This is a genomic window from Duganella caerulea (genome assembly GCF_040362985.1).
Taxonomy (GTDB): domain Bacteria; phylum Pseudomonadota; class Gammaproteobacteria; order Burkholderiales; family Burkholderiaceae_D; genus Rugamonas; species Rugamonas vulcania.
This window is the reverse complement of sequence record NZ_BPWJ01000001.1, coordinates 231,071-254,705: the sequence shown is the minus strand read 5'-3', so window position 1 is coordinate 254,705 and position 23,635 is coordinate 231,071. Positions and strand designations below refer to the sequence as shown.

Here is a 23,635-nt window from a genome sequence, read left to right as displayed (position 1 = left end):
TCTCACTCAGATCAGTTGATCGTAAAAGGCAAGCACCTGCCTGCCTACCACGGCGGAGCTATAAAGTTCCACCGCCTCCTTGCGAGCCTGGCCGCCCATGACTTCGCGCCGTCCAGGATCGGCGAGCAGATCGGCAACGATGGCCGATGCGGCATCCAGATCGTCGGCGGGAACCAGCACGCCGCCGCCGCTGTCGCGCAGGATATCCGTGCTGCCGGGCACTTCGGTTGCCACGACCGGGACGCCGCAGGCCATCGCCTCGATGGTCGCGATGCCGAAACCTTCGCTGCGGCTCATTAATATGTGCAGATCCAGTGCCGGCAACAACGCTTCGACCTCGGTCACAAAGCCCGTTAACGTCACGCACGATTCCAGCCCCGCCGCCCGCACCCGGTCCCGCAGCGCGGCCTCCAGCGGCCCACTGCCCATCAGGATCAGATGCAACTGGGGAAACCGGCGCCGCAGCAGAACGAACAGATCGAGCAAAAGCCCCGGCCGCTTTTGCTCCGACAGGCGCGCCGCCGCGCCGATGACCAAGGCATCCTCAGGCAGCCGCAGCGCGCTGCGCGCCGCACGGCGCAAATCGGCCCCCGGCAAAAACCTGTCGGTGTCGACGCAGTTCGGAATGACCGCCATCCGCGTGCTGGCAGGCAAATACGGTTGGTAGATCGCCATGAAATGCGCCATCGCCGAGCGCGACACGGCATACACCCCGCGCACCGCAGAAAACGCCTGGCGCAGCAAGGGCTGATGCCAGTCGCTGATTTCCGCCTCAGGAAACGCGTTGTGCACGCTGATCACCGCCGGCAACCTGCAGTAGCCGGCCAGCCACAACACGGACGCGCCGTAGTTGGTCCAGCACCACGCCACATGCACCAGGTCGGCGCGAAACGCACGCAGGCGCCCAGCCGCCCACAGCCGCGCCCGCAGCAGGTTCCAGCGCCGCCAGTCCCATTGCTCGAAGAAGCGTGGCGGATCGAATTCCGCCACCACGATCTGCTCGCGCGCCAACCGTCCCGCCCAGGCGTCGATGCCGGCGAAGCGGCGCAGCGCCAGGCTGCCGTCGGCGCCGCCCAGGCGCAGATAGCGCACTTCCTGCGCCATGCGCATCTCCATGCCGCCGAGTTCGCCTGAATAGCTGGTGATCAGCACCCGCTTGCCCTGCTTGCGCCGCCCCAACCTCGCCTCGAAGAAGTAGCCGCGCAAATAGGCCAGCTCCCAGCGCCGCCGGAAGCGGGCATCGGCATCGCCCTGCACGCAGGCGCGGAGATAGCCGCCGCACTCGCGGAGGAAGCGCGCCAGCATCCAGCGCGGCATGCCGCGCCATTCGGGGTAAGTGCCCGGCGAGTCTTGTCGGAACTTTCCACGTCCGAAACGCCATGCCTTTTCAAGCACGTATGCCAGCGTCAGTTGCCGGGCCCGGACGAAATGAAAGACTCGCGCGTGCGGATAGAAACACGCCGCGTAACCAGCCAAGGCCAGACGGCGTGTCAACTCCGTCTCGCTGCCCATGGCGTAGGCATGGCCGTTGGGGCCGATCGAGGTATCGTAGCGATATCCAGCCGCGAAGACCGACCGCCGCACCGCCATGTTCGCGCCCCACACCAGCCCCGGAAATACCGGCCCTTCCGCCAATTCGGACGAAGTCAGGCCGAACGTCAGGCCCATCGGCACCAGCCGCAGCAGCCACGCCGGAGGAGGCTCGGCCCAATCAGGCTCTATCGCGCCGCCGAACACCATGTACCGCGCATGGGCGTCGGCGCAACGCTCCCATTGCAGCAACCAGTCCGGCGCCGGGGTCGCGTCGTCATCAGTGAAGATGAACAGGCCATCGTTGTCATCGTGGCGCAGCGCCCACTCCAGCGCCAGGTTCAGGGCCGCGTTCTTGCCCTTGTGCGGACTGCGCAGCAAATGCAACGGCAGGCGATCCTGATATTGCGCCACCACCGCGCCGGTGCCGTCACGGCTGCCATTCTCGACGATGATCAGCCGCCATGGGCAGCGCGGCGCGTGCAGCCGGCAGTAGCCATCGAGCACCTTGGGCAGTGTCTGCGCGCCATCGCAGGTCGCCATGAGAACGGTCAACAAGAGAGCCTCCCCCGTATCCTATGATTGCGGAACGTGACAATCCAGTGTAGTGACAGGCTCAGTTGCAACGTTGAGCCGCATCAACGAGTGATTCCGGCCCATGCGCGACATCCTGATCACCCTTATCATCTTTGGCAGCCTGCCGCTGATCTTGCGCAATCCGGTCAACGGTGTGCTGATGTGGGTGTGGATCAGCGTCATGAATCCCCACACGCAAAGCTGGGGCTTTGCCGCCACCTTTCCGTTCGCTTTCATCGTCGCCGTCGCAACGTTGTTCAGCCTGGCGAGCTCGCGCCTGCCCAAGACCTTGCCGGTATCGCCCATCACCTACACGCTGATCGTGCTGATCCTGTGGATGAACGTCACGACCTTGTTCGCCATGTTCCCCGAGACCGCATACGCCCAATGGAGCAAGGTGATGAAGATCATGCTGATGAGCCTGGTAACCATGATGGTGATACGCACGCGCGAGGACGTGCACCGCCTGATGTGGGTGCTGGCCATGTCGCTGGGCTACTACGGCGTCAAGGGCGGACTGTTCACCATCCGCAGCGGCGGCGTCGACCGCGTGTGGGGGCCGGAAGGCACGTCTATCGGCGACAATAACGAAATCGCGCTGGCGCTGATCATGACCATTCCACTGCTGCGCTACCTGCAACTGCGCAGCGCCGGACGCTGGCTGCGCTTCGGCCTGGGTGCGGCGATGTTGCTCAGCGCGCTGGCCGCGCTCGGCTCCTATTCGCGTGGCGCGCTGCTCGCGATTGCCGCCATGATCGTGGTGATGTGGTCCAAGAGCCGCCATAAACTGGCCGGCGCCCTCATGCTCGCCGTGCTGGTCCCGCTGGCCCTGTTGTTCATGCCCGATCGCTGGGGCGAGCGCATGGACAGCATCGGCAGCTACCAAGAGGACGAATCGGCGATGGGCCGTATCAACGCCTGGTACATGGCATGGAATCTCGCAAAAGACCGGTTCTTCGGCGGCGGGTTCGACATCGCCGAACCGCGCGCCTTCTTCCTCTACGCCCCCAATCCGCATGATATTCATGCCGCGCACAGCATCTATTTCCAGGCACTGGGAGAACACGGCTTTGTCGGGCTGGCGCTCTACTTGCTGCTCCTCGGCCTGACCTGGCGCTCGGCCGCGTGGATTGCGCGCCACAGCCTGGGCCGGCCCGAGCTGGAATGGGCGCAGCAGCTGGCCACCATGATACAAGCGAGTTTCGTTGGATTCGCGGTCGGCGGGGCCTTTCTGAGCCTGCTGTATTTCGACGTTCCGTACTATTTGATGGCCGTCATCATCGCGACCCGTGTCCTGGTCTCGGAGCGGCAGCATGCCGTCAGGCACGCCGTGCAAGGCGAGCTTGACGGCCGGGCTCAAGCGGTCAGGCAGCCATGAACCGAAGCCTGTCGATACTGGTCTACCACCGTGTACTGGCGCGGCCCGATCCCTTGCAGCCGGCATTGCCCGACACCCGGCTATTCGAGCGCCACATGACTTTGCTCAAGCATTGCTTCCACGTCTTGCCCTTGAGTTCCGCCATCGCCCGGCTGCGCCAGGGCACGCTTCCGCCGCGCGCCGCCTGCATCACTTTTGACGACGGATATTCCGACAACGCCACCTGCGCGCTGCCGATATTGCAGCGTCTCGGATTGAGCGCCACCTTCTTCATCGCCAGCGACTATCTCGATGGCGGCCGGATGTGGAACGACGACGTGGTCGCCGGCGTGCGCCACGCGCGGCAGCCCGTGTTGCGCCTGGAGGTGCCGGGCTGCAACGCGCTTCAGGTGCACACCCTGCACCAGAAACGGCAAGCGATAGAAAAACTGCAGCAAGCGCTCAAGTACCTTCCCGCCCAACAGCGCCAGGCGCTCGCCCGCAGCCTGGCGGCGGACCGGCAGGAGGAATTGATGATGCGCAGCGAAGACCTCCGCACCTTGCTGGCGGCGGGCATGGAAATCGGCGCGCACACCGCCTCCCACCCCATCCTGGCCAGGCAGGCCGATGCCGACGCCCACGCAGACATGCAGCGAGGCAAAGCCGCGCTCGAAGACATCACGCAAGCCCCGGTCCACCTGTTCGCCTATCCGAACGGCAAGCCGGGCGTCGATTTCGACCAGCGCCATGCCGATATGGCGCGCCAGCTGGGCTTCCTGGGCGCCGTCACCACCGCGCCCGGCGCCGCCGACGCCGCCAGCGACCCGCTGCAGCTGCCACGCTACACACCCTGGGAGCAGGACCGGCCGCGCTTCCTGCTGAGACTACTTGCCAGCCGGCGCCACTGAACGTGCCAGCCATTGCTCCAGCATCATCAGCACCCATACCATGGTGCCGTGATAGGCGGGATGTTCGGCGACCAGCGTGTGCATCAAGCGCTCGATGAAGTCCGCGCGTATGATCTGCCGCTTCTTGAGATCGCTCAAACTGTCCAGCACCAGCGCCTGCAAGCCCGCATCGCGCTGTAGCCAGTGGCCGAACGGCAGACCGAAGCCATGCTTTTTCTTGCGCAGGATGGCCCCCGGCAGATAGTCTTGCAAGGCGCGCTTGAAGAAGTACCGCAGCCGCGTTCCATTCAGCTTGTCCTTGGGCGACAAGCGCGCCGAAAACGCCAGCATTTCATCGCTCAGGAACGGAAACGCCACATCCACGCCGCCCAGCTCGCACGCCAGGCGCACCTTGCGCAAATCATTGTCCGCCAGCGTGTAGCGCAGGTCCAGCGTCTGCATGCGGTTGATCAGGCTCAATCCGTCACCCTGCCAGTAGCAGTCGTTCAGTTGCCCGATAGGCGCACTTTCATCCACGCGGGACAGGAAATCCGGATGCAGCACCTCGCCGGGGCCGTAGCGCTGCAACAGGTTGTACGTTTCCAGCCGGGCCGGCATCGGCATCACCGCCTGCTCGATATAGCTGCGCGCCTTGCGCAGCGGCGCCAGGTCCAGCCCGCCGGCCAGGCCGAACAGCAAGGGCTCCAGCGCCACCTGACGCAGCGCCGACGGCAGCTGTTCATAGCGGGACAACACCGCCTGATGCGCATAGCGCTCGTTTCCGCCGAACAGTTCGTCGCCCCCATCGCCGCCAAGCAACCGGGTCACGCCGTCGGTGCGCGCCATGTTGGCGCAATAATAAGCGGGCACGGCCGACGAATTGCCGAACGGCTGGTCCGACGCGGCTGCGATGCGCGGGATGGCGGCCGCCACATCGCCCGCCGTCACATACAACTCATGGTGGTCGGCGCCGAAATGGCGGGCGGCGATGCGGGCATAGCGCATCTCGTCATAGCCGGTCACGTCGAAACCGATCGAATACGTGCGCGGCGCGCTGCCGCTGACGCTGGCCAGCATGCCCGCCAGCGTGGAGCTGTCCGTGCCGCCACTCAGGAAGGCGCCGGTCCTGGCGCTGCCGGCCGAACGACGCACGGAACTTTCCAGCGTCGCCAGGAATTGCTGCTTGAGCTCGCTGAAGGGCGTGGCAGCCTGCTCCTGGTATTCGATCTGCCAATAGCTGCCCGTCTGCAAATGGCCGTGCCGGTATTGCAGATATTCGCCCGGCTGCAGGCGGCGCTGGCCGCGATACACGGTGCGCGGCGCCGGCACGGTATGGAAATATAGATAGTTGTAGATGGCTTGCGGATCGAGCGCCGCCAGCGCATGCGGATGCGCCTGCAACGCGGCGGCCGACGAGCCGAACAACACGCCCTGCCGCACCTGCTGATAATGCATCGCGTGGACGCCGCTGCGGTCGATGGCCAGCAAGAGTTGTTCCCCCGCCTCCGCCATCGCGCACACTGCAAACGGCCCCGACAGCGCCGAACACGCTTGCGCCCCCTTGATCAGCCACAGGGCGGCGAAACGCTCGGCGAGATTCTCGTTGCAGCCGTTAAGCAAGGGCCGTCCCCAGACCGCGACCAGCACACCATTCGCGCCATGCACGCTGACGCTGTCGGCCGAGGCGGCCACGGCGATGCCTCCGCCCCGCTCCGCCGCGATGCACACCGGGCTGTCATCAAACCGCGCCAGCGTCCGGCCCATGCCGGCCAACAATTGCTTAACGCTACCGCTGTCCGCCGCCGCGTCGGTGGCGACGTAACCGCACAGGCCACTCATACCAGCACCTCCAATGGCAACGGATGGCTCAAAAAGGCGGTCGGACTGGCCGTCAATCCATAGGCACCCGACTGGAATACAACCACCAGGTCACCGGCCTCGGCGCGCGGCAATTCCATGCGTTCGGCCAACAGGTCCAGTGGCGTGCACAAGGGCCCGACCACGGAAACCGTCTCGGTCGCCGCCGCATGCATGCGGTTGCCGATGGCGACCGGATAGTTCTTTCGGATCACCTGGCCGAAATTTCCGGATGCCGCCAGATGCTGATGCAGGCCACCATCGGTCACCAGAAAGGTCTGCCCATGCGAACGCTTCCGCTCCAGCACGCGGCAAACGTAGACGCCGCCCTCGGCCACCAGGTAGCGCCCCAACTCCAGGATCAGGTCGGTATCCGGCGAAGCCCGCCGCAGCAGGCGCAGCGATTGATTCAGCCCTTCGGCCACCGCCGACAGGTCCAGCGCCCGCTCGCCCGGGAAATATGGCACGCCGAAGCCGCCGCCGATGTTCAGCATGCGCAACGGCGCGCGCGCGTGGTCGGCCAGCCGCACGCCCAGTTCGACGCTCAGCCGTTGTGCCTCGCAGATCGCTGCGGCGGACAGATTCTGAGAACCGCAAAATATATGGAAGCCATGAAAGTCCAATCCCAACCGCTCCAGCCGCTGCAACATGGCCGGCACCCGCTCCGCATCGACGCCGAACGGACGGGGACCGCCGCCCATCTTCATGCCCGCCATCTTCAATTCGAAATCGGGATTGACTCGCACCGCCACGCGTGGCGTCATGCCCAGTTCGGCGCCGATGCAGGCGGCGCGCTCCATTTCGCGCTCGGACTCGAGGTGCAGCAGCACACCGCCGGCCACCGCGCAGCGCAATTCCTCGTCGCGCTTGCCCGGCCCGGCGAAGCTGACGCCGCCGGGAGCCATGCCGGCATCCAGCGCCACCTTCATCTCGCCGCCTGACGCGATATCGAAGCCATCGACCAGCCCCGCCATCAACTGCACCAAGGCCGGCATCGGATTGGCCTTCAACGCGTAATGCAGGCGCACGCCTTCCGGCAGGGTCCGCCGCAGCTGGGCGACGCGGGAGAAGATGTGGCTGCGCTCGTAGGCATAGAACGGCGTGCGTCCCACCCGTTCCGCCAAACGGGTCAGCTCGATGCCGCCCAGCAGCAGCACATCGTCCAATGTCGGGAACTGGCTGGGCGCCGCGTGCCGCGGCAGCTCGGCAACGGCCGTCACGACGTGCACCGTGCGCCGGCCAGTTGGTCGGCCAACAGCTTGCGGTCGATCTTGCCGTTGGGGTTGCGCGGCAAGGGCGCGCTGCGGATATCAATGACCGAGGGCACCATGTACGCGGGCAAAGCCTGGCGGCAAGCCGTCAGCAGCGCCTCACCATCGATGGCGCCCTGCGGCATCGAGGCAGTCACCAGCGTGATCGACTGCCCCAGCGTCTCGTGCGGCACGCCGATAGCGGCGGCCTCGGCCACCATGCCCGTGGCGTACGCCACCTCTTCCACTTCCGTCGGACTGACGCGGTAACCCGAAGTCTTGATCATGTCGTCGCTGCGGCCGATGAAATACAGATAGCCCTCGTCGTCGCAACGCACGGTGTCGCCGGACCACACGGCCAGTTCCGGCACGGGCAGGCCGCCCAGCCGGTCGGGTAGCGGACGGAAGCGCTCGGCGGTACGCTGCGCGTCGTTCCAGTAGCCCATCGCCACCAGCGCGCCGCGATGCACCAGTTCGCCCGGCTCGTTCGGTCCGCAGGGGGAACCATCGCCGCGCAGCACTAGCACTTCGGCATTCGGTATCGCCTTGCCGATCGAGTCAGGCCGCCGGTCCAGCTGCTCCGGAGCAAGGAACGTCGAACGAAACGCCTCGGTCAGGCCGTACATCAGGTAAATCTGGGTGTATGGCAGCAGCTTGCGCAGCTTCGCCAACGTATGGCGCTGCATCGCTCCGCCTGAATTGGTGATGTAGCGCAGCCGCTGCGCATGGCGCCAGTCCAGCTCGGCCAACTGCATCCACAGCGGCGGCACAGCGGCAAGGCCGGTGATGCGCTCGTGCTGGACGGCTTCGAGGATATCGCGCTGCAAAAGATGATTCAACAACACCGCGCAGGCGCCGACCGCAAACGCCGTGGTGAGCTGGCTCAGGCCGTAGTCAAAACTCAGCGGCAACACGCACAGGATGCGGTCCTCCGGCGTGTTCCCCAGATATGACGAGACACTCAGCGCACCCGCCACCAGGTTGCGATGCGACAGCACCACTCCTTTCGGCCTGCCGGTGCTGCCCGAGGTGTACAGGATGGCGGCGATGTCGCTGTCGATGCAGGCGTGGGGCGGTGTCTGCGGCGCATCGCGCATGCACTCGCGCCAGGACAGCAATTGCAGGCCATCCAACGCCGGCAAACCTTCCATGGAACCAACGATGATGACCTTCCGCAAACCTGTACAACTTGCCAGCGCGGTCGCAAGTAGATTGTAGCGCTCGCGCGTTGTGACCAGGATCCGCACGTCGCAGTCGCCCAGGATGTGCGCCACCTGCTCGGGCTTCAGCACCGGATTCACCGGCACGAACACCGCGCCCGCGGCGGCCGCGCCGAACATGGCCACTACCGCTTCCTCGCGTTTCTCCATGAACACCGCAAGCCGCTCGCTACGCCCTAGCCCGTGATGCACCCAGGCGGCCGCACACAGCCGCACCATCTGCACCAGCGCGACGTAGTTCAGCCCGACGCCCTGATACGACAAGGCCTGCCGCTGCGGCTCCCGCTGCGCGGATTGAAAGATTAACTGGTGAACTAACTGCGTCATGGCGGCATCCAATCGAAAGGCAGCCTCTATGATTGAGATAAATCGCTCCACCGTTCTTGATATGCCTCAAGCATGGTGTCCGCTTGTGCTGGCGCAAACCTGCGGCCGTGCGGACGGCGTCTAATTTGAGTTCCGCTCACCTTGAGGCCCGCCGCGATGACCACTGGCCTGCGCCACACCTACCTGCAACTGGGCTGGTTCAATGCCATCCTGTACTGGCTCGGCCATGTGCTGGCTGCCGCCAGCGCTGGCACATGGGCGCTGCACCGCTACCAGTTCGTGGCCCAGTACGTCGGCGACACAACGCTGTGCAACGCGCGCGGGCAAGACATCCACATCCGCGAACACGTCCCGGCCGACGGCATGCCGGACGACTATCCCCGGCCCGAACCGGTGGTCCGGCAACGCTTCGCGCAGGGCGCTTGCAGCCTGACAGCCTGGCGTAACGACCGGCTGGCGGGCTTTCTGTGGCTGATATCCGACGCCTACATCGAGGATGAGGTGCGGGTCCGCTACCGCTTGGCCAGCTCGCGTACCTCGTGGGATTTCGACGTGTGGGTCCGGCCGGAAGAGCGGCTGGGCTGGGTCTTCCCCAAGCTGTGGGAGGCCACCCGGCGCCACTTGCGCCTGCGCGGCGTGCGCTGGACTTGCAGCCGCATCTCCGCATTCAACCCCGCCTCGCTGCGGGCCCATGCGCGCATCGGCGTGGTGGGCCTGGGCAGCGCCATCTTCCTGCGCTGCGGCAGCTGGCAATGGATGTGCGCCACACTGGCGCCTTACTTCCACCTGTCGCGCCGTCCATCCAGTTTCCCGCAGCTGACGTTCGACACCAGCACCCTACCCGAGTTCGTCCCCAAGGAGCCGCCATGCCTGTCTTAGATCAAGTCTGCCTAGCCTTGCGCCACACGCTGGGGCTGGGAAATATCCAGCTCAAGCCGGAAACGGCCTTGCTGGGCAGCGTGCCCGAACTCGATTCGATGGCGGTGGTCCACCTGATCACCGAGCTGGAGCAACGCTTCTCCATCCAGGTCCACGACGACGAGATCAGCGCCAGCCATTTCGCCACCGTCGGCACGCTGACCTCCTTCGTGCAAGGGAAGCTGACGTGAGCGGCTATGCACAGCGCAGCCACGCCCTGCCGTTCTTCCTGCCGGCGGACCTGGGCGACCGCTTCTGCCTGTACTACCCGCCGCATCCCGGCGTACGCGTGCGCGGCTCAATTTTGTACGTCCACCCGTTCGCCGAGGAGCTCAACAAGAGCCGGCGCATGGCGGCACTGCAATCCCGCGCCTACGCCGGCGCCGGCTACGGCGTGCTGCAAATGGATCTGTACGGATGCGGCGACAGCAGCGGCGATTTCTCCGAGGCCCGCTGGGAACTGTGGCTGTCCGACCTGGCCCTGGCTTGGCGCTGGTTGGCCAAGAATTCCCCCGGCCCCGGCCACCTGTGGGGCCTGCGCCTGGGCGCCTTGCTGGCCTTGCAGTTCGCCGAACAGGCGCAACCCGCGCCCACAGGCATAGTCTTGTGGCAGCCGGTGATCAGCGGCCGTCCGCATCTGCGCCAGTTCATGCGTCTGCAGACAGCAGCCCGTCTGTTTGGCGCCACGCAAGCCGCCGACGCCCACGAAGCAGGCGGCTACACGCTGGCGCCGGAACTGGTAGAGGTGATCAACGCGGCCGAGGCCGGCCCCCGACCGCACTGCCCGGTGCAGTGGCTGGAGCTGAGCACATCGCAGCAGCCGGCGACACTTCAGCCGGCTTCCGCCCTGCTGCTGGAACGTTGGGAACGCGCGGGCGCGCACATCGACGCCTTCCCGCTTGGAGGCGAGCCCTTCTGGTCGACGCCGGAGATCGCCGAAGTACCGGCGCTGATCGCGGCGACACTGGCCGCCATGCCCAGAGAGCCGACATGACCTGGCAAAGCCGCGCCCTGTGTTTCGCTTGCCGCGACTGCCGGCTGATCGGCATCCTCGACTTGCCGGAGCGTCCGCACCAGCGCGGCGTGCTGATCGTCACGGGCGGCCCGCAGTATCGGGTCGGCAGTCACCGCCATTTCGTCCTGCTGGCGCGGCAGCTGGCCGCCGCCGGCATCCCGGTCATGCGCTTCGACTACCGCGGCATGGGCGACAGCGAAGGCGAGCAGCGCAACTTCGAACAACTGGACGACGACCTGGACGCCGCCATCGCGGAATTCTTCAATACCCTGCCGGCGATGAAGGAACTGGTGCTGTGGGGCCTGTGCGACGGCGCCACAGCCGCCGCCTGGCACGCCGCGCGCGATCCGCGCATCGCCGGCCTCGTCATGCTCAATCCCTGGGTGCGCACGGAGCAAGGCCACGCCAACGCCACGCTGCGCCACTACTACGTGCAGCGCCTGCTCGACCGAGACTTCTGGCGCAAGCTCGGTAGCGGCGCCCTGCGGATCGGCGCCACTCTGCGCTCCTTCATCGCGTTGGCCACAGCCGCCAGGCAGGCAAACGCCGAAACCGGGGGGGCGTCCCTGCCTCAGCGGCTCTACCGCGCCCTGCACCAGTTCCGCGGACACACGCTCATCGTCCTCAGCGGCGCGGACTTGGGCGCGCGGGAATTCTCGGCGCTGCCCGGCCACCAGCCACACTGGCGCCGGCTGCTGGACGAGCCGCGCATGCAACTGGTCCACGTCCCTGACGCCAACCACACCTTCTCCAGCCGTGCTTGGCGCGCGGACGTCGCCGCCGCCTGCACCGACTGGATCGCGTCATGGTGAAGCGCGTCCTGATGATCGCCTACCACTACCCGCCGCTCAGTGGCGGCAGCGGCATACACCGCACGCATGCCTTCGCCCGCCATTTGCCCGAGCACGGCTGGCAGCCGCTGGTGTTGACAGTCCACCCGCGCGCCTACGAAGACCTCGGCGCCGACCACAGCGACGCCGCCATCTCGGTACACCGCAGCTTCGCGCTGGACAGTTCCCGCCACCTCGCGCTGCGCGGACGCTATCCCGAGCTGCTGGCCCAGCCGGATCGCTGGATATCATGGTGGCTGGGCGCCGTCCCGGCCGGCTTGCGGCTGATCCGCAAACACCGGCCGGACGCCATCTGGTCCAGCTACCCGATCGCCACCGCCCACCTGATCGCGCTCAGCCTGCACCGCCTGACCGGCATCCCGTGGATCGCCGACCAGCGCGATCCGATGGTCGATACCGGCTACCCGCCGGACCCGCGCCGCCGTCGTATCCACAGCTGGATCGAGCGGCAAACCATCCGCCGCGCCGCCGCCGTGGTCTGCACCACGCCAGGCGCCCTGCTCAGCCTGGGCCAGCGCCACCCGCTCGCCGACGACCGCCAATTGGCGCTGATCCCCAACGGCTACGACGAAGCTGTGTTCGCGGCCGCCGACTCCACCGACCGGCCTACCAGCTCACGGCCATTCACGCTGCTGCACAGCGGCGTCATCTATCCATCGGAACGCGACCCCGGCCCCTTGTTCGCCGCGCTGGACAAGCTGCTGTCCGAACACCGCATCGGCCCCGACAACTTCCGCCTGCTACTACGCGCCAGCGCCCACGACGACCACCTGCGCATGCTGATACAACGCCACCCCGGCCTGGAAAAGATCATCGAACTCGCTCCCGCGCTGCCCTACCAACAAGCCGTGGCGGAGATGTTTGCCGCCGACGGCCTGTTGCTGCTACAGGCCGCCAACTGCAACAGCCAGATCCCTGCCAAGCTGTACGAATACCTGCGCGCCCGCCGCCCGCTGCTGGCCCTGACCGACGCCGCCGGCGACACCGCCGCCACCCTGCGCGCCGCCGGCATCGACACCATCGGCCAGCTCGATAGTGCGGCCGACATCGCCGCCGCCCTGCTGCGCTTCCTCCATCTGTGCCGCACATGGCAGGCGCCGCTGGCCTCGCAGAAGATCATCACCAGCCACTCGCGCACCGCCCGCACCCAGGAGCTGGCCGCGCTGCTGGACCGCACCGTCCACAAGGAAACAACATGACAACCCACGCACACATAATCGCCCCAGTAATACTGATGATCGCCGCTGGCACCGCCACCGGCGAGGCCTGCGACAGCTACGTCAAGCACGACCCCGGCGGCGACTACACCAACCCCACCGACCGCGAAGGCTTGACCGTGGTCGAGCAATACCACTTCACGCCCGAGGTGGAACGCCTGGTACGCGGCTCGTCCGGCTCGCTGGGCGCCGACATCGGCTACACGCTGGAGCATTTCCCCAACCACCACCGCGCCCTGGCCGCCATGAGCAAGCTGGCCTTGCGCGACAAGAATCACAAACCTTACGGCGCGCACTACTCGATCGACTGCTACTTCGACCGCGCGCTGCGCTTCCGGCCGGACGACGCGCGCGTCCACGCCCTTTTTGGCGGCTACTTGTTGGGGCTGGGCCAGTCCGACGCCGCGCTGGAACAATTGAAGGAAGCGGTCCGGCTAGAGCCGGGCAACGCCACCACCCATTACAACCTCGGTCTGCTCTACCTCAAGCGCAAAGACTACGAGCAAGCCCGCTCCAGCGCCCACACGGCCTACGGGCTGGGCTTCCCCTTGCCGGGACTGAAGAATCAACTAGTGGCCGCCGGCCAGTGGCGCGACGGCGACTAGGCCTCATTTCAAGCCGTGGTGGTTCATCAAGTCGTACAGCGTCGGCCGGCTCACGCCCAGCAATTCCGCCGCCTTCACGATATTGCCATCGACCCGCGCCAGCGCCTGCACCATCACCCGGTACTCGGCCGCCTCGCGCGCCTGGCGCAGGTTGACGCTGGACTCCACGGCGGCACTGTCCGGCAAGCCCAGGTCCAGTGGCGTGATCTGCGGGCCATCGGCCATGATCACGGCGCGGCGTATGCAGTTCTCCATCTCGCGCACATTGCCCGGCCAGGGATAGGACTCAATCGCCGCCAGCGCCTCCGGACTGAAGTGCAGCGCCGAGCGTGACTCGCTGGCGCAAAACTTGTTCTTGAAATGATGGGCAAGCAAAGCGCAGTCGCCCACGCGTTCGCGCAACGGCGGAATGGACAGCACGATTTCGCTGAGCCGGTAAAACAAGTCCTCCCGGAAGCGCCCGCTCTCCGACAAGGCCTTCAAATTCTGGTGCGTGGCACAGACGATGCGCACATCGATGCTGATCTCGTTGCGCCCGCCAACCCGCTCGATCACCCGCTCCTGCAGAAAGCGCAGCAGCTTGGCTTGCAACGGCAAGGCCAGGTCGCCGACCTCGTCCAGGAAAAACGTACCGCCGTGCGCCAGCTCCAGTTTGCCAAGCGTCTGCCGCTGCGCGCCGGTGAAGGCGCCCTTCTCATAACCGAACAACTCGCTCTCCAACAGATGCTCGGGAATGGCCGCGCAATTGATGGCGACAAAGCGCTTGTCCTGGCGCGTGCTCAGGCGATGCAGGCCACGCGCGATCAGCTCCTTGCCGCTGCCCGAATCGCCCAGCAGCATCACCGACGCCGACGACGGCGCCACCCGCTCCACGCTGCGGCACACTTTCAGCATGCCCGGATCGCGGCTGATGATGCCGGCCAGCGGCGAATCCGACTGGATCTGCAGCATGCGCCGGTTTTCCTGCTGCATCGCATGCAGGTAAAAGGCGCGCGCCACGACCAGGGCCAGCGTGTCGGCGTCCAGCGGCTTCTGGTGGAAATCGTAGGCGCCCATCGCGATGGCCTTGAGCGCATGCTCGCGCGCCTGGTTTCCGGACAGGACAATGACCTTGGTGTCCGGCGCCGCCGCCAGGATGTGCTGCAGCAAAGCCAGCCCTTCGCTGGCGCCGTCCGGATCGGGCGGCAAGCCCAGGTCCATGGTCGCCACCGCCGGCTGATGGCGACGCAGCTGCACCATCGCCGATTCGCGATCGTCCGCCACCACCACCTCGTACGCATCCAGGCTCCAGCGCAGCTGCTTCTGCAAGCCCTGGTCGTCCTCCACCACCAGCAATTTATTCTTGGCCATGTCTGTCCTCCCTCGATCAGGCCGCGTCCGCGTGCAGCGGCAGCACCAGCCGGAACGTCGTCCCGTGCGCCGGCGCGCTGCTCACCTCCAGCCGCCCGCCAATCTCCCGCGCGTACTCGCGGCTTTCGAACACGCCGATGCCCATGCCGGCGCTCTTGGTCGATTCGAACGGCTGAAACAGCCGCTCACGGATGAACTGCTCGCTCATGCCGTGCCCCGTGTCGCTCAGCTCGATCACAGCGGCGGCATCGCGGCGAAGCAGGCGCATCGCGACCCGGCCGCCGCGCGGCGTCGCCTCCACCGCGTTCTGGATCAGGTGACCGATCACCCGCTCAAGCCGCTGCCGGTTCGCCAGCACCACCAGGCCCGGCTCGCACGACTCCAACACCGGCCGGGGCTCCAGCTGCGCGCAGGCGCGCACCAGTTGCGCCAGCAGCGGCTCCAGCGGCAGCGGCGCGGACAGCTCGGCCACCTCGTCGCGGCGCAGCTTCAGCAGCAGCGAGCGCATCTTGCCCAGCGTATGGGCCAGCGTTTCCAGCATGTCTTCTTGGAACGCCGGATTGGCCTTGTGGCGCTCCGCGTTGGCCAGCAACAGCGACAGCTGCGACACCAGGTTCTTCAAGTCATGCACGACAAACGTCGACATCCGGTTGAACGATTCGAACTGCCGCGCCACCGCCAGGCTGTGCGCGGACTCCTGATGCGCCAGATAGCTGGCGGCCTGCCGCCCCGCGATCTTGAGCACGTCGCACACCTCCCAGTTCAGCACCAGCCTGGCGCGCGGCGGCGCCAGGCAAATGAAACCGAACAGGCTGCGCTCCAGCATCAGCGGCACCACCAGCCGCACGCCTTGATCCTCTGCCAGCCATGCCGGCAAGCCCAGCCGACCGTAGCGCTGCGGATCGGCGCGCCACTCCGGCAGGTCGACCACCCAGCCGCGCTGCGCCAGGAACGAGCACAAGGCGCCATCGGCCGGCTCGGTCGCCGTCTGCAACGGCATATTCCACCGCGCCACGGCCTGGAAGTCGGCGCCGTCGCGACGCAGCCACAGCAGCCCGGCCGGACTTTCCACCAGCTCCGCCAACGCCTGTATCGCCCGCTGCGGCAGCGTCGCGCTATCCTCGGCCAGCGCGTGCGTGAGGCGCTGCCATTCCTGCCGATAATCGTAGCGCCCTTGATAGAAGTGCTTGCTGATGAAAACCTTCAGTCGCGAGCGCACGGTGCCGGAAAACAGCAAGCCCGACAGCAGCATGGCCGCGCCGGACAGGCAGGCCAGCTGCATCAGCGTGCCCCACACGCCGCCGATGTAGCGCAGATACCAGGCGCTGGCGGCCATCGCCAGCAGGTACGAAGCCGAGCCAAGCAGCGCCGCCGAGCGGAACATGATCTGCCGCGACAGCGACAGACCCGCTGTCCACACCGGATTGCGCGCCACCGCCAACGCCAGCAAAGGCACGCTCAGCGTGTTGACGATGCCGCGCGCGGCCCAGATATCCTGGTTGACGCGGCGGAACAGCAAGGCTTCGCTGTACAAGTAAAAATCATAGGCGAACAAGGCGCCGATGCCCAGACAGGCGAACTTGATGCCCCAGCGGGAGGCCGGCGGCGTGCCGCGATACAGGTGCTCGACCAGCAGCATCCCCAACACCGACAAACCCAGCCGCACGACGATGGCCGCCAACGGCTGCTGCTCGGTGGCCAGCATCCAGCTCAACAGCGCCAAGCCCCCGGCCGCCGCCAGCCAGCCACGACGCCGCGTGCCACCGGCCAGCACCACGAGCAGCGCCAGCCAAGCGCCAGTGCGCGTCGCCTCCAGCGCATCCATGGCCACCAGCAAACCGGAGTGCCAGGCCGATCCGGCGGCAACCAGCACCGCCCAAGCCGACGTCGCCAGGCATGCCGCGCCAAACGCCCCCGCATGTCCACGCGCGCGCCAGCCGCCGCGCAGCAGCAGCGCCGCCAATGCCGCGAACGCCAGCGCCGCCAGCCCGTAGCTGTAGCCGGCCACCAGCGCCCACGACATCAGCGCCCGCCTTTTCCAAACAACACCACTTGCACCGTGTCGATCAAGATCAGCAAATCGAGGAACAGGCTGTTGTTCTTCACGTAATACAGATCGTATTGCAGCTTGCGCTGCGCATCATCCACCGAGGCGCCGTAGCTGTAGCGCACCTGCGCCAATCCAGTAATGCCCGGCTTGATGCTGTGCCGCACGTTGTAATAGGCGATCTGACCGCACAGCTGGTCGACAAAATACGCCCGCTCCGGACGTGGCCCGACAAAGCTCATCTCGCCCTTGAACACATTGAGCATCTGCGGCAACTCGTCGATGCGCAGCTTGCGTATCCAGTGGCCGACGGCGGTCACGCGCGGATCGTCCAGCGCCGCCCATTTCGGCTTGCCGTCCTGCTCGGCATCCAGCCGCATGCTGCGGAACTTCAGCACCTTGAAACGACGGTTGTCGCGCCCGACCCGCTCCTGCTGATAGAACACCGGACCGCCGTCCTCGATGCGGATCGCCAACGCCGTCAGCAGCATTACCGGCAGCGACGCCACACAAATCGCGCCGCTGGCCACCAGGTCGAAGGCGCGCTTGACGGCCGCCCGCAGCAGACTCTGGTCGAAGCCACCGCCGAAGATCAAATAGCTAGGCTGCAGCGAATCTACGCGGATCTGGCAGGCCTCCCGCTCGAAAAAGGTGGCGGCGTCGGTCACCTGCACGCCGCCCAGCGCGCACTCGAGCAACTGCCGGACGGGAAACGCCCCATTGCGCCGGTCGCCGACCGACACGACGATCTCATCGACCGCATAGCGCCGCGCCAGCGACAGCAGCGACAAGTCCGCCGGCAGCAGCATCGTGGCCGGCACGCAGGAGACCTCGCCGGACACCGGCACAAAGCCCACCACCTTGAACGCGTGGAAACCGACGCTGCTGGCGCCCAGCTCCAGGCACTCGCGCGCCGTGGCGCCATCGCCGATGACGATCAACCGCTGCTCCATCATGCTCGACTGGGCCGACGTGAACACCACCAGCCGCGCCAGCAGCACCGCCGCCCCGCCCAGCACGAACACCACGCTGCCCACACGCCCGAATGGCAGGCCGGGTATCATGTTCGACAACAAATTCACCAGGCAAAAACCCAGCACGAACGACGGCAGGATGCGGAGCAACGTGTTCTTGATGTCCTCCCGCGACTGGTTGTGCTGGTACATGCCCAGCGTGCCCATGCTCAGCACCATCACCAGCGCGAACGCCAGCGCCGGCAAGTACAGCTGGTCGGCGCCGCCATGCCGGCCCTTGAGCCACAAAGGCGCGCTGGCCACGGCCGCCGTCAACAGCACAAGCAGCTCCAGCAGCAACAGCATGAAGCCCATCTTCGATACATAATGGTGGAATATCCTGATCACGATCCGCTCCCCGGCACCAAACGGCGGTGTAGTTCCGATCATCGCCAACCCCCGGCAGTTGCGTCTTGAGCGGCCACAATCGGCTGATCGGTTCAGGCCCGAAATCGCCGAAAATCAGACGGATATGACGCGTTCATGACAAATGGTCTATAGTCATGGTTCCTTACCGCATCCAAACGTAATCATGAAATTTGATGTTGCAATTGTCGGCAGCGGACTGGCCGGCCTGTCGGTCGCCCTCCACCTGGCCGAAACGCGCACAGTCGCGATCATTTCCAAGCGTGCCCTGAAGGACGGCGCCAGCAACTGGGCCCAGGGCGGCATCGCCGCCGTGCTCGATTCGGGCGACAGCCACACCCAGCACATCGACGACACCCTGGTCGCCGGCGGCGGCCTGTGCGACGAGGGCGCCACGCGCTACATCGTCGAGCACGGCCGCGAAGCGATCGAATGGCTGATCGAACAAGGCGTGCCCTTCACCCGCGACGACACGGCCGAACTGGGCTTCCACCTGACCCGCGAAGGCGGCCACAGCCAGCGCCGCATCATCCACGCGGCCGACGCCACCGGCCACGCCGTGCAGGTGACGCTGGAGGAAAAAGTCCGCGCGCACCCGAACATCAGCCTGTTCGAACACCACTGCGCGATCGACCTGATCACCTCCGACAAGCTGCACCCTGTCAAAAAAGGCAACGCCCAGCCCAAGTGCTACGGCCTCTACGTGCAGGACGAGAAGACCGGCCAGGTGCTGACCTTCGCCGCCGAGCACACCGTGATGGCCACCGGCGGCGCCGGCAAGGTCTACCTGTACACCACCAATCCCGACACCGCCAGCGGCGACGGCATCGCCATGGCCTGGCGCGCCGGCTGCCGCGTGTCGAACATGGAATTCATCCAGTTCCACCCGACCTGCCTGTACCACCCGTACGCCAAGTCCTTCCTGATCACCGAGGCGATCCGCGGCGAAGGCGGCCTGCTCAAGCTGCCGCCCGAGGCTGGCGCCGCCGCCGGCACCCGCTTCATGCTGGCCCACGACGAGCGCGCCGAGCTGGCGCCGCGCGACGTGGTGGCGCGCGCCATCGACTTCGAGATCAAGAAACGCGGCCTCGACTACGTGCACCTGGACATCAGCCACAAGCCGGCCGAGTTCCTGATCGAACACTTCCCGACCATCTACGCGCGCTGTCTGGAACTGGGCATCGACATCACCAAGCAGCCGATTCCGATCGTGCCGGCCGCGCACTACACCTGCGGCGGCGTGGTCACCGACCTGCAAGGACGCACCGACCTGCCGGGCCTGTACGCCGTCGGCGAGACCGCCTGCACCGGCCTGCACGGCGCCAACCGCCTGGCCAGCAACTCGCTGCTTGAATGCGTGGTGATCGGCCGCGCCTGCGCCACCGATATCGCCGCCAAGCCCCCCGGCGAAGTGCCCTACCTGCCGGACTGGGACGAAAGCCGCGTCACCGACGCCGACGAGGAAGTGGTCATCGCCCACAACTGGGACGAGCTGCGCCGCTTCATGTGGAACTATGTCGGCATCGTGCGCACCACCAAGCGGCTGGAACGGGCCCAGCACCGCATCGCGCTGCTGAAGGAAGAAATCGATGAGTACTATCAGAACTTCCGCATCACGCACGACCTGCTGGAGCTGCGCAACCTGGTCGACGTGGCCAACCTGATCGTCAACAGCGCCTTGCAGCGCCACGAGAGCCGCGGCCTGCACTTCAGTCGCGACTATCCGGAGACGCTGCCGAAAGCGCTGCCGAGCATCCTCACGCCGTCCCGCCGCAAATGACGATCACCGTGCGCGCCGCCCAGCCAGCCGACATTCCCGCGATGGAGGCGCTGATCGCGCGCTCGGGGATCGAGTTGAGCGATGGCTTCTACAGCAAGGAGCAAGCCGAGGCCATCACCCGTCATGTCTTCGGCGTGGATACCCAGCTGGTCGCGGACCAGACCTATTTTCTGATTGAAAAGCATGGGGAGTTGGTGGCCTGCGGCGGCTGGAGCAAGCGCAGCACGCTGTTCGGCGCCGACCGCGCCAAGCAAGGCGCCGATCCGCTGCTCGATCCGGCCACGGAAGCGGCGCGCATCCGCGCCTTCTTCGTCGACCCGTCGGCTGCCCGCCAGGGCCTGGGCCGCTTGCTGCTGACCCATTGCAGCGACGCGGCGACGGCCGGCGGTTTCCACACGCTGGAACTGGCCGCCACCATGCCAGGCGTGCCCCTGTATCTGGCATGCGGCTTTACGCTGGTGGAACGATTTGAAATTACACTGCCCGGCGATATCAAGGTGCCGCTGGCAAAAATGCGCAAGAGCATAGCCCCTGGCACCGCCCAGCGGCACCAGCCAGCTTAAGCCGATTTCTTGCGGCGAGCCATGTAGCCCAGCAGGCCCAGGCCGGCCAGCATCATGCCGTAGGTGGTTGGTTCAGGAACCGGTGGCGAGACCGAACCAAAGCCGTCCAGGTAGGCGTAGCCGGTGTGTGCGGTCGGCTGGCAGTCGGCCGCCAGCAGCGACAGCGTGAAACTGTGGCCGGACAGGGATTGGTCGATGCTCAATTGCTCCACCTGCCAGTTAGGCGTGTAGAACAGATCGCCATGGCTGGCGAAACGGCTATCCACACCGCCACCGGTGTAACCCGCGTTGTAGCTGCGATTGATCAGCAATTTGCCGGTGGTGTTGTCAGTCAAAGTCAGCATCATCAGTGCCGATTCGTCTTCAACGTGGCCGCCATTTTCCAGCACGGCTTTCCAGGCGAAATAGATGTTCGCCTCGGTGTAGTTGTTGACTTTCTGGCTGATGACCGTCGCCAGGCCGCCGGAGATCGTATCTTCCGCGCGATATGCATATTTGCCACTGTACACGGTCGTCCCGATCAGCGAGCCCAGGTTGGGATCGACGTAGCTGCCATCGATCACGGCGCCACGGCTGCCGCTGTCCTGGTTCAGGCTGCCGCCTGGCAGGAATTGGGAGGGGAGTATGCTGGCGTTGTTGGTGTAGGAACGGTCACCGCCGCCGGTCGTCCAGCCGGCGGTGCTGCCAGCCTCGAAGTTACCGTTGACGAAACCATCCGCATGCGCCAAGCCAGCCAGGCCCAACGCCACAACACCCGCCAAAAATTGCAATTTCATCGAATTCGCTCCTGTCGTTAGTGGTTAAAAAAATAACAGGAGCGATTATATTATATTTAAGTCATTCTTAATTAATAATATTGATGAAATTAGATTAATTTTTTTGCGACGGGCCTAGCCGACGATGCGCAGGGAGTAGTCCGTCGCGCGCACGTCCTTGGTCAGGCTGCCGATGGAGATGCGGTCCACGCCGGTTTCCGCGATGGCACGCACGGTATCGAAGTTGATGCCGCCGGACGCTTCCAGCAAGGCGCGGCCGGCGTTGAGCCGCACCGCTTCGCGCATCATGTCGAGGCTGAAGTTATCCAGCAGGATGGAAGCGGCATCGGCCGCCAGGGCCTCCTCCAGCTCCGCGATGCTTTCCACCTCGACCTGGATCGTCACGCCCTTCTCCAGGCGCTTGGCCGCCAACACCGCGGCGGTGATGCCGCCGGCCGCCGCGATATGGTTTTCCTTGATCAGGATGCCGTCATACAGCGCCAGGCGCTGGTTCTGTCCGCCGCCAACGCGCACCGCGTACTTCTGCGCCAGGCGCAGGCCAGGCATGGTCTTGCGCGTATCGAGGATGGCGGCGCGGGTGCCGGCGATCACATCGACATACTTGCGGGTCGCGGTCGCCACGCCCGACAGCAGCTGCAGGAAATTCAGCGCAGCCCGTTCCGCCGTCAGCAGCGCGCGCGCCGGCCCCTGGATCGTGCAGACCAGGCTGTCTGCCTTCATCAGATCACCCTCGGCATATTGCCAGTCGATCTCGATGCCGGCCTGCATGCAGTTCATGATGCCTTCGAACCAGGGCGCGCCGCACAGCACCGCGTCCTCGCGTACGATCACGCGCGCGGTGGCGCGGCCGCCATCGGGCACCAGCAGGCCGGTCAGGTCGCCGCTGCCCACGTCTTCCAGCAGGGCTGCCAGCAGGTTGCCTTCGAAGGCGGACTTCAGCGCGTCGTCGAACGGCGCAAAGGTGTTGACTAAGGTACTCATGCCGGACCGATTCCCGAAAACAGTTTAGCTTCTTTTGCCAGGTCAGCGCCGGGCTGGACCTTGGCCTTCTTGGCTGCCGCGAAATCCAGCATGCGGTTGATGGAGGTCACCGCCTGTTTGCCGATTTCCGGATCCACATGGATCTCGTTGGCGCCATCCATTTTTTCCAATACGTCGGCCAGGTTCTGCAGGCCGTTCATCGCCATCCACGGGCAATGCGCGCAGCTCTTGCAGCTGGCGCTGTTGCCGGCGGTCGGCGCTTCGATGAAACGCTTGCCCGGCGCGGCGGCCCGCATCTTGTGCAAAATGCCGTTGTCGGTGGCGACGATGAAGGTATCGGCGTCCGACTCCACGGCGGCGTTGATGATCTGCGTGGTCGAGCCGACCACGTCCGCCAGCGCCACCACATTAGCCGGCGATTCAGGGTGCACCAGCACCTTGGCGTTCGGATACTCGGCCTTCAGCAGATCGAGTTCGATGCCCTTGAACTCGTCGTGCACCAGGCAGGAACCCTGCCACAACAGCATGTCGGCGCCGGTCTGCTTCTGGATGTAGGAACCCAGGTGCTTGTCCGGTGCCCACAGGATTTTCTTGCCCTGCTCGTGCAAGTGCTTGACGATGTCCAGGCCGATCGACGAGGTCACCATCCAGTCCGCGCGCGCCTTGACGGCGGCGCTGGTGTTGGCGTACACCACCACCGTGCGGTCCGGATGGGCGTCGCAGAAGGCGGTGAATTCATCGGCCGGGCAGCCCAGGTCCAGCGAGCAGGTCGCGTCCAGGTCCGGCATCAGGATGCGCTTTTCAGGGCTGAGGATCTTGGCGGTCTCGCCCATGAAGCGCACGCCGGCCACCACCAGCGTCTTGGCCGGATGGTCGCGGCCGAAGCGCGCCATCTCCAGCGAATCGGAAACGCAGCCGCCGGTTTCCTCGGCCAGGTCCTGCAGGTCGGCGTCGACGTAATAGTGGGAAACGAGCACCGCCTCCTTTTCCTTCAACAGGCGCTTGATGCGCTCCTTGAGGGCGGTGCGTTGCTCGGGGGATGGCGTCGCTGGCGTGCGCGCCCAGGCGTGGGCGGTGCAGCTGGCTCCGTCTTGAGGATGCTCGTACTCGACGGATTTGATCTCTATGGTTTCCATGGTGTTCAGTGAA

The 23,635-nt window shown here is 65.7% G+C and carries 20 protein-coding genes; 10 read left to right on the top strand and 10 right to left on the bottom strand.

Annotation, left to right across the window (positions count from 1 at the left end; all coding sequences use genetic code 11):
- Positions 1-6 precede the first annotated feature (6 nt).
- Positions 7-2,088 carry a glycosyltransferase gene (locus ACUJB0_RS01125; RefSeq protein WP_444843579.1) on the bottom strand — a complete coding sequence of 694 codons (2,082 nt, stop codon included), beginning with the start codon at positions 2,086-2,088 and terminating at the stop codon, positions 7-9.
- 100 nt (positions 2,089-2,188) lie between these two features.
- On the opposite strand from ACUJB0_RS01125, the gene ACUJB0_RS01120 reads away from it, so the two are divergent.
- Both ACUJB0_RS01120 and ACUJB0_RS01115 read left to right on the top strand, forming a co-directional pair.
- Entirely contained in the window at positions 2,189-3,484 is a 1,296-nt protein-coding gene (locus ACUJB0_RS01120; protein WP_444843578.1) for a putative O-glycosylation ligase, exosortase A system-associated, read from the top strand.
- Positions 3,481-4,371, top strand: a complete 891-nt coding sequence (locus ACUJB0_RS01115; protein WP_444843577.1) for a polysaccharide deacetylase family protein — start codon at positions 3,481-3,483, stop codon at positions 4,369-4,371. The genes ACUJB0_RS01120 and ACUJB0_RS01115 overlap by 4 nt, the downstream gene beginning before the upstream one ends.
- Here the strand turns inward: ACUJB0_RS01115 and ACUJB0_RS01110 are convergent.
- Genes ACUJB0_RS01110 through ACUJB0_RS01100 form a run of 3 tightly spaced genes read right to left on the bottom strand, consistent with a single transcriptional unit; the run spans position 4,348 to position 9,004 of the window.
- Positions 4,348-6,189, bottom strand: a complete 1,842-nt coding sequence (locus ACUJB0_RS01110) for an asparagine synthetase B family protein (RefSeq protein ID WP_444843576.1) — start codon at positions 6,187-6,189, stop codon at positions 4,348-4,350. The genes ACUJB0_RS01115 and ACUJB0_RS01110 overlap by 24 nt on opposite strands.
- Entirely contained in the window at positions 6,186-7,427 is a 1,242-nt protein-coding gene (locus ACUJB0_RS01105; RefSeq protein WP_444843575.1) for a pyridoxal-dependent decarboxylase, exosortase A system-associated, read from the bottom strand. The genes ACUJB0_RS01110 and ACUJB0_RS01105 overlap by 4 nt, the downstream gene beginning before the upstream one ends.
- Positions 7,424-9,004: an acyl-CoA ligase (AMP-forming), exosortase A system-associated gene (locus ACUJB0_RS01100; protein WP_444843574.1), complete on the bottom strand. Its 1,581-nt coding sequence runs from the start codon at positions 9,002-9,004 to the stop codon at positions 7,424-7,426. The genes ACUJB0_RS01105 and ACUJB0_RS01100 overlap by 4 nt, the downstream gene beginning before the upstream one ends.
- A gap of 156 nt (positions 9,005-9,160) precedes the next feature.
- On the opposite strand from ACUJB0_RS01100, the gene ACUJB0_RS01095 reads away from it, so the two are divergent.
- Genes ACUJB0_RS01095 through ACUJB0_RS01070 form a run of 6 tightly spaced genes read left to right on the top strand, consistent with a single transcriptional unit; the run spans position 9,161 to position 13,610 of the window.
- Complete coding sequence (locus ACUJB0_RS01095; RefSeq protein ID WP_444843573.1) at positions 9,161-9,883, top strand: GNAT family N-acetyltransferase; 723 nt, start codon at positions 9,161-9,163, stop codon at positions 9,881-9,883.
- A complete protein-coding gene (locus tag ACUJB0_RS01090) occupies positions 9,871-10,113 on the top strand; it encodes an acyl carrier protein (RefSeq protein WP_444843572.1) in 243 nt (80 codons plus the stop codon). The genes ACUJB0_RS01095 and ACUJB0_RS01090 overlap by 13 nt, the downstream gene beginning before the upstream one ends.
- Positions 10,110-10,916: a hydrolase 2, exosortase A system-associated gene (locus ACUJB0_RS01085; RefSeq protein ID WP_444843571.1), complete on the top strand. Its 807-nt coding sequence runs from the start codon at positions 10,110-10,112 to the stop codon at positions 10,914-10,916. The genes ACUJB0_RS01090 and ACUJB0_RS01085 overlap by 4 nt, the downstream gene beginning before the upstream one ends.
- The gene (locus ACUJB0_RS01080) at positions 10,913-11,749 is read left to right on the top strand and encodes a hydrolase 1, exosortase A system-associated (protein WP_444843570.1); all 837 of its coding nucleotides are present in this window, start codon (positions 10,913-10,915) and stop codon (positions 11,747-11,749) included. The genes ACUJB0_RS01085 and ACUJB0_RS01080 overlap by 4 nt, the downstream gene beginning before the upstream one ends.
- A complete protein-coding gene (locus ACUJB0_RS01075) occupies positions 11,743-12,987 on the top strand; it encodes a glycosyltransferase (protein WP_444843569.1) in 1,245 nt (414 codons plus the stop codon). The genes ACUJB0_RS01080 and ACUJB0_RS01075 overlap by 7 nt, the downstream gene beginning before the upstream one ends.
- Complete coding sequence (locus tag ACUJB0_RS01070; RefSeq protein WP_444843568.1) at positions 12,984-13,610, top strand: tetratricopeptide repeat protein; 627 nt, start codon at positions 12,984-12,986, stop codon at positions 13,608-13,610. The genes ACUJB0_RS01075 and ACUJB0_RS01070 overlap by 4 nt, the downstream gene beginning before the upstream one ends.
- A gap of 3 nt (positions 13,611-13,613) precedes the next feature.
- Here the strand turns inward: ACUJB0_RS01070 and prsR are convergent, their stop codons facing one another.
- Genes prsR through ACUJB0_RS01055 form a run of 3 tightly spaced genes read right to left on the bottom strand, consistent with a single transcriptional unit; the run spans position 13,614 to position 18,368 of the window.
- A complete protein-coding gene (prsR, locus tag ACUJB0_RS01065; RefSeq protein ID WP_444843567.1) occupies positions 13,614-14,960 on the bottom strand; it encodes a PEP-CTERM-box response regulator transcription factor in 1,347 nt (448 codons plus the stop codon).
- Between the two features lie 16 nt (positions 14,961-14,976).
- Positions 14,977-16,983: an XrtA/PEP-CTERM system histidine kinase PrsK gene (prsK, locus tag ACUJB0_RS01060; RefSeq protein WP_444843566.1), complete on the bottom strand. Its 2,007-nt coding sequence runs from the start codon at positions 16,981-16,983 to the stop codon at positions 14,977-14,979.
- Positions 16,983-18,368, bottom strand: a complete 1,386-nt coding sequence (locus ACUJB0_RS01055; protein ID WP_444843565.1) for a TIGR03013 family XrtA/PEP-CTERM system glycosyltransferase — start codon at positions 18,366-18,368, stop codon at positions 16,983-16,985. The genes prsK and ACUJB0_RS01055 overlap by 1 nt, the downstream gene beginning before the upstream one ends.
- A 184-nt stretch (positions 18,369-18,552) precedes the next feature.
- Here ACUJB0_RS01055 and nadB point away from each other — a divergent pair, with 184 nt between their 5' ends.
- A complete protein-coding gene (nadB, locus tag ACUJB0_RS01050) occupies positions 18,553-20,166 on the top strand; it encodes an L-aspartate oxidase (protein WP_444843564.1) in 1,614 nt (537 codons plus the stop codon).
- Positions 20,163-20,729: a GNAT family N-acetyltransferase gene (locus ACUJB0_RS01045; protein WP_444843563.1), complete on the top strand. Its 567-nt coding sequence runs from the start codon at positions 20,163-20,165 to the stop codon at positions 20,727-20,729. The genes nadB and ACUJB0_RS01045 overlap by 4 nt, the downstream gene beginning before the upstream one ends.
- Here the strand turns inward: ACUJB0_RS01045 and ACUJB0_RS01040 are convergent.
- The 3 genes from ACUJB0_RS01040 to nadA all read right to left on the bottom strand — a co-directional run bounded on the left by ACUJB0_RS01040 (position 20,726) and on the right by nadA (position 23,622).
- Positions 20,726-21,505 (bottom strand): PEP-CTERM sorting domain-containing protein, encoded by a 780-nt coding sequence (locus ACUJB0_RS01040; protein WP_444843562.1) that lies wholly within the window; start codon positions 21,503-21,505, stop codon positions 20,726-20,728. The genes ACUJB0_RS01045 and ACUJB0_RS01040 overlap by 4 nt on opposite strands.
- Positions 21,506-21,619: 114 nt before the next feature.
- Entirely contained in the window at positions 21,620-22,486 is an 867-nt protein-coding gene (gene nadC, locus ACUJB0_RS01035) for a carboxylating nicotinate-nucleotide diphosphorylase (RefSeq protein ID WP_161088697.1), read from the bottom strand.
- A complete protein-coding gene (gene nadA, locus ACUJB0_RS01030; RefSeq protein ID WP_444843561.1) occupies positions 22,483-23,622 on the bottom strand; it encodes a quinolinate synthase NadA in 1,140 nt (379 codons plus the stop codon). Before nadA ends, nadC begins: the two co-directional genes overlap by 4 nt.
- Positions 23,623-23,635: the final 13 nt, after the last annotated feature.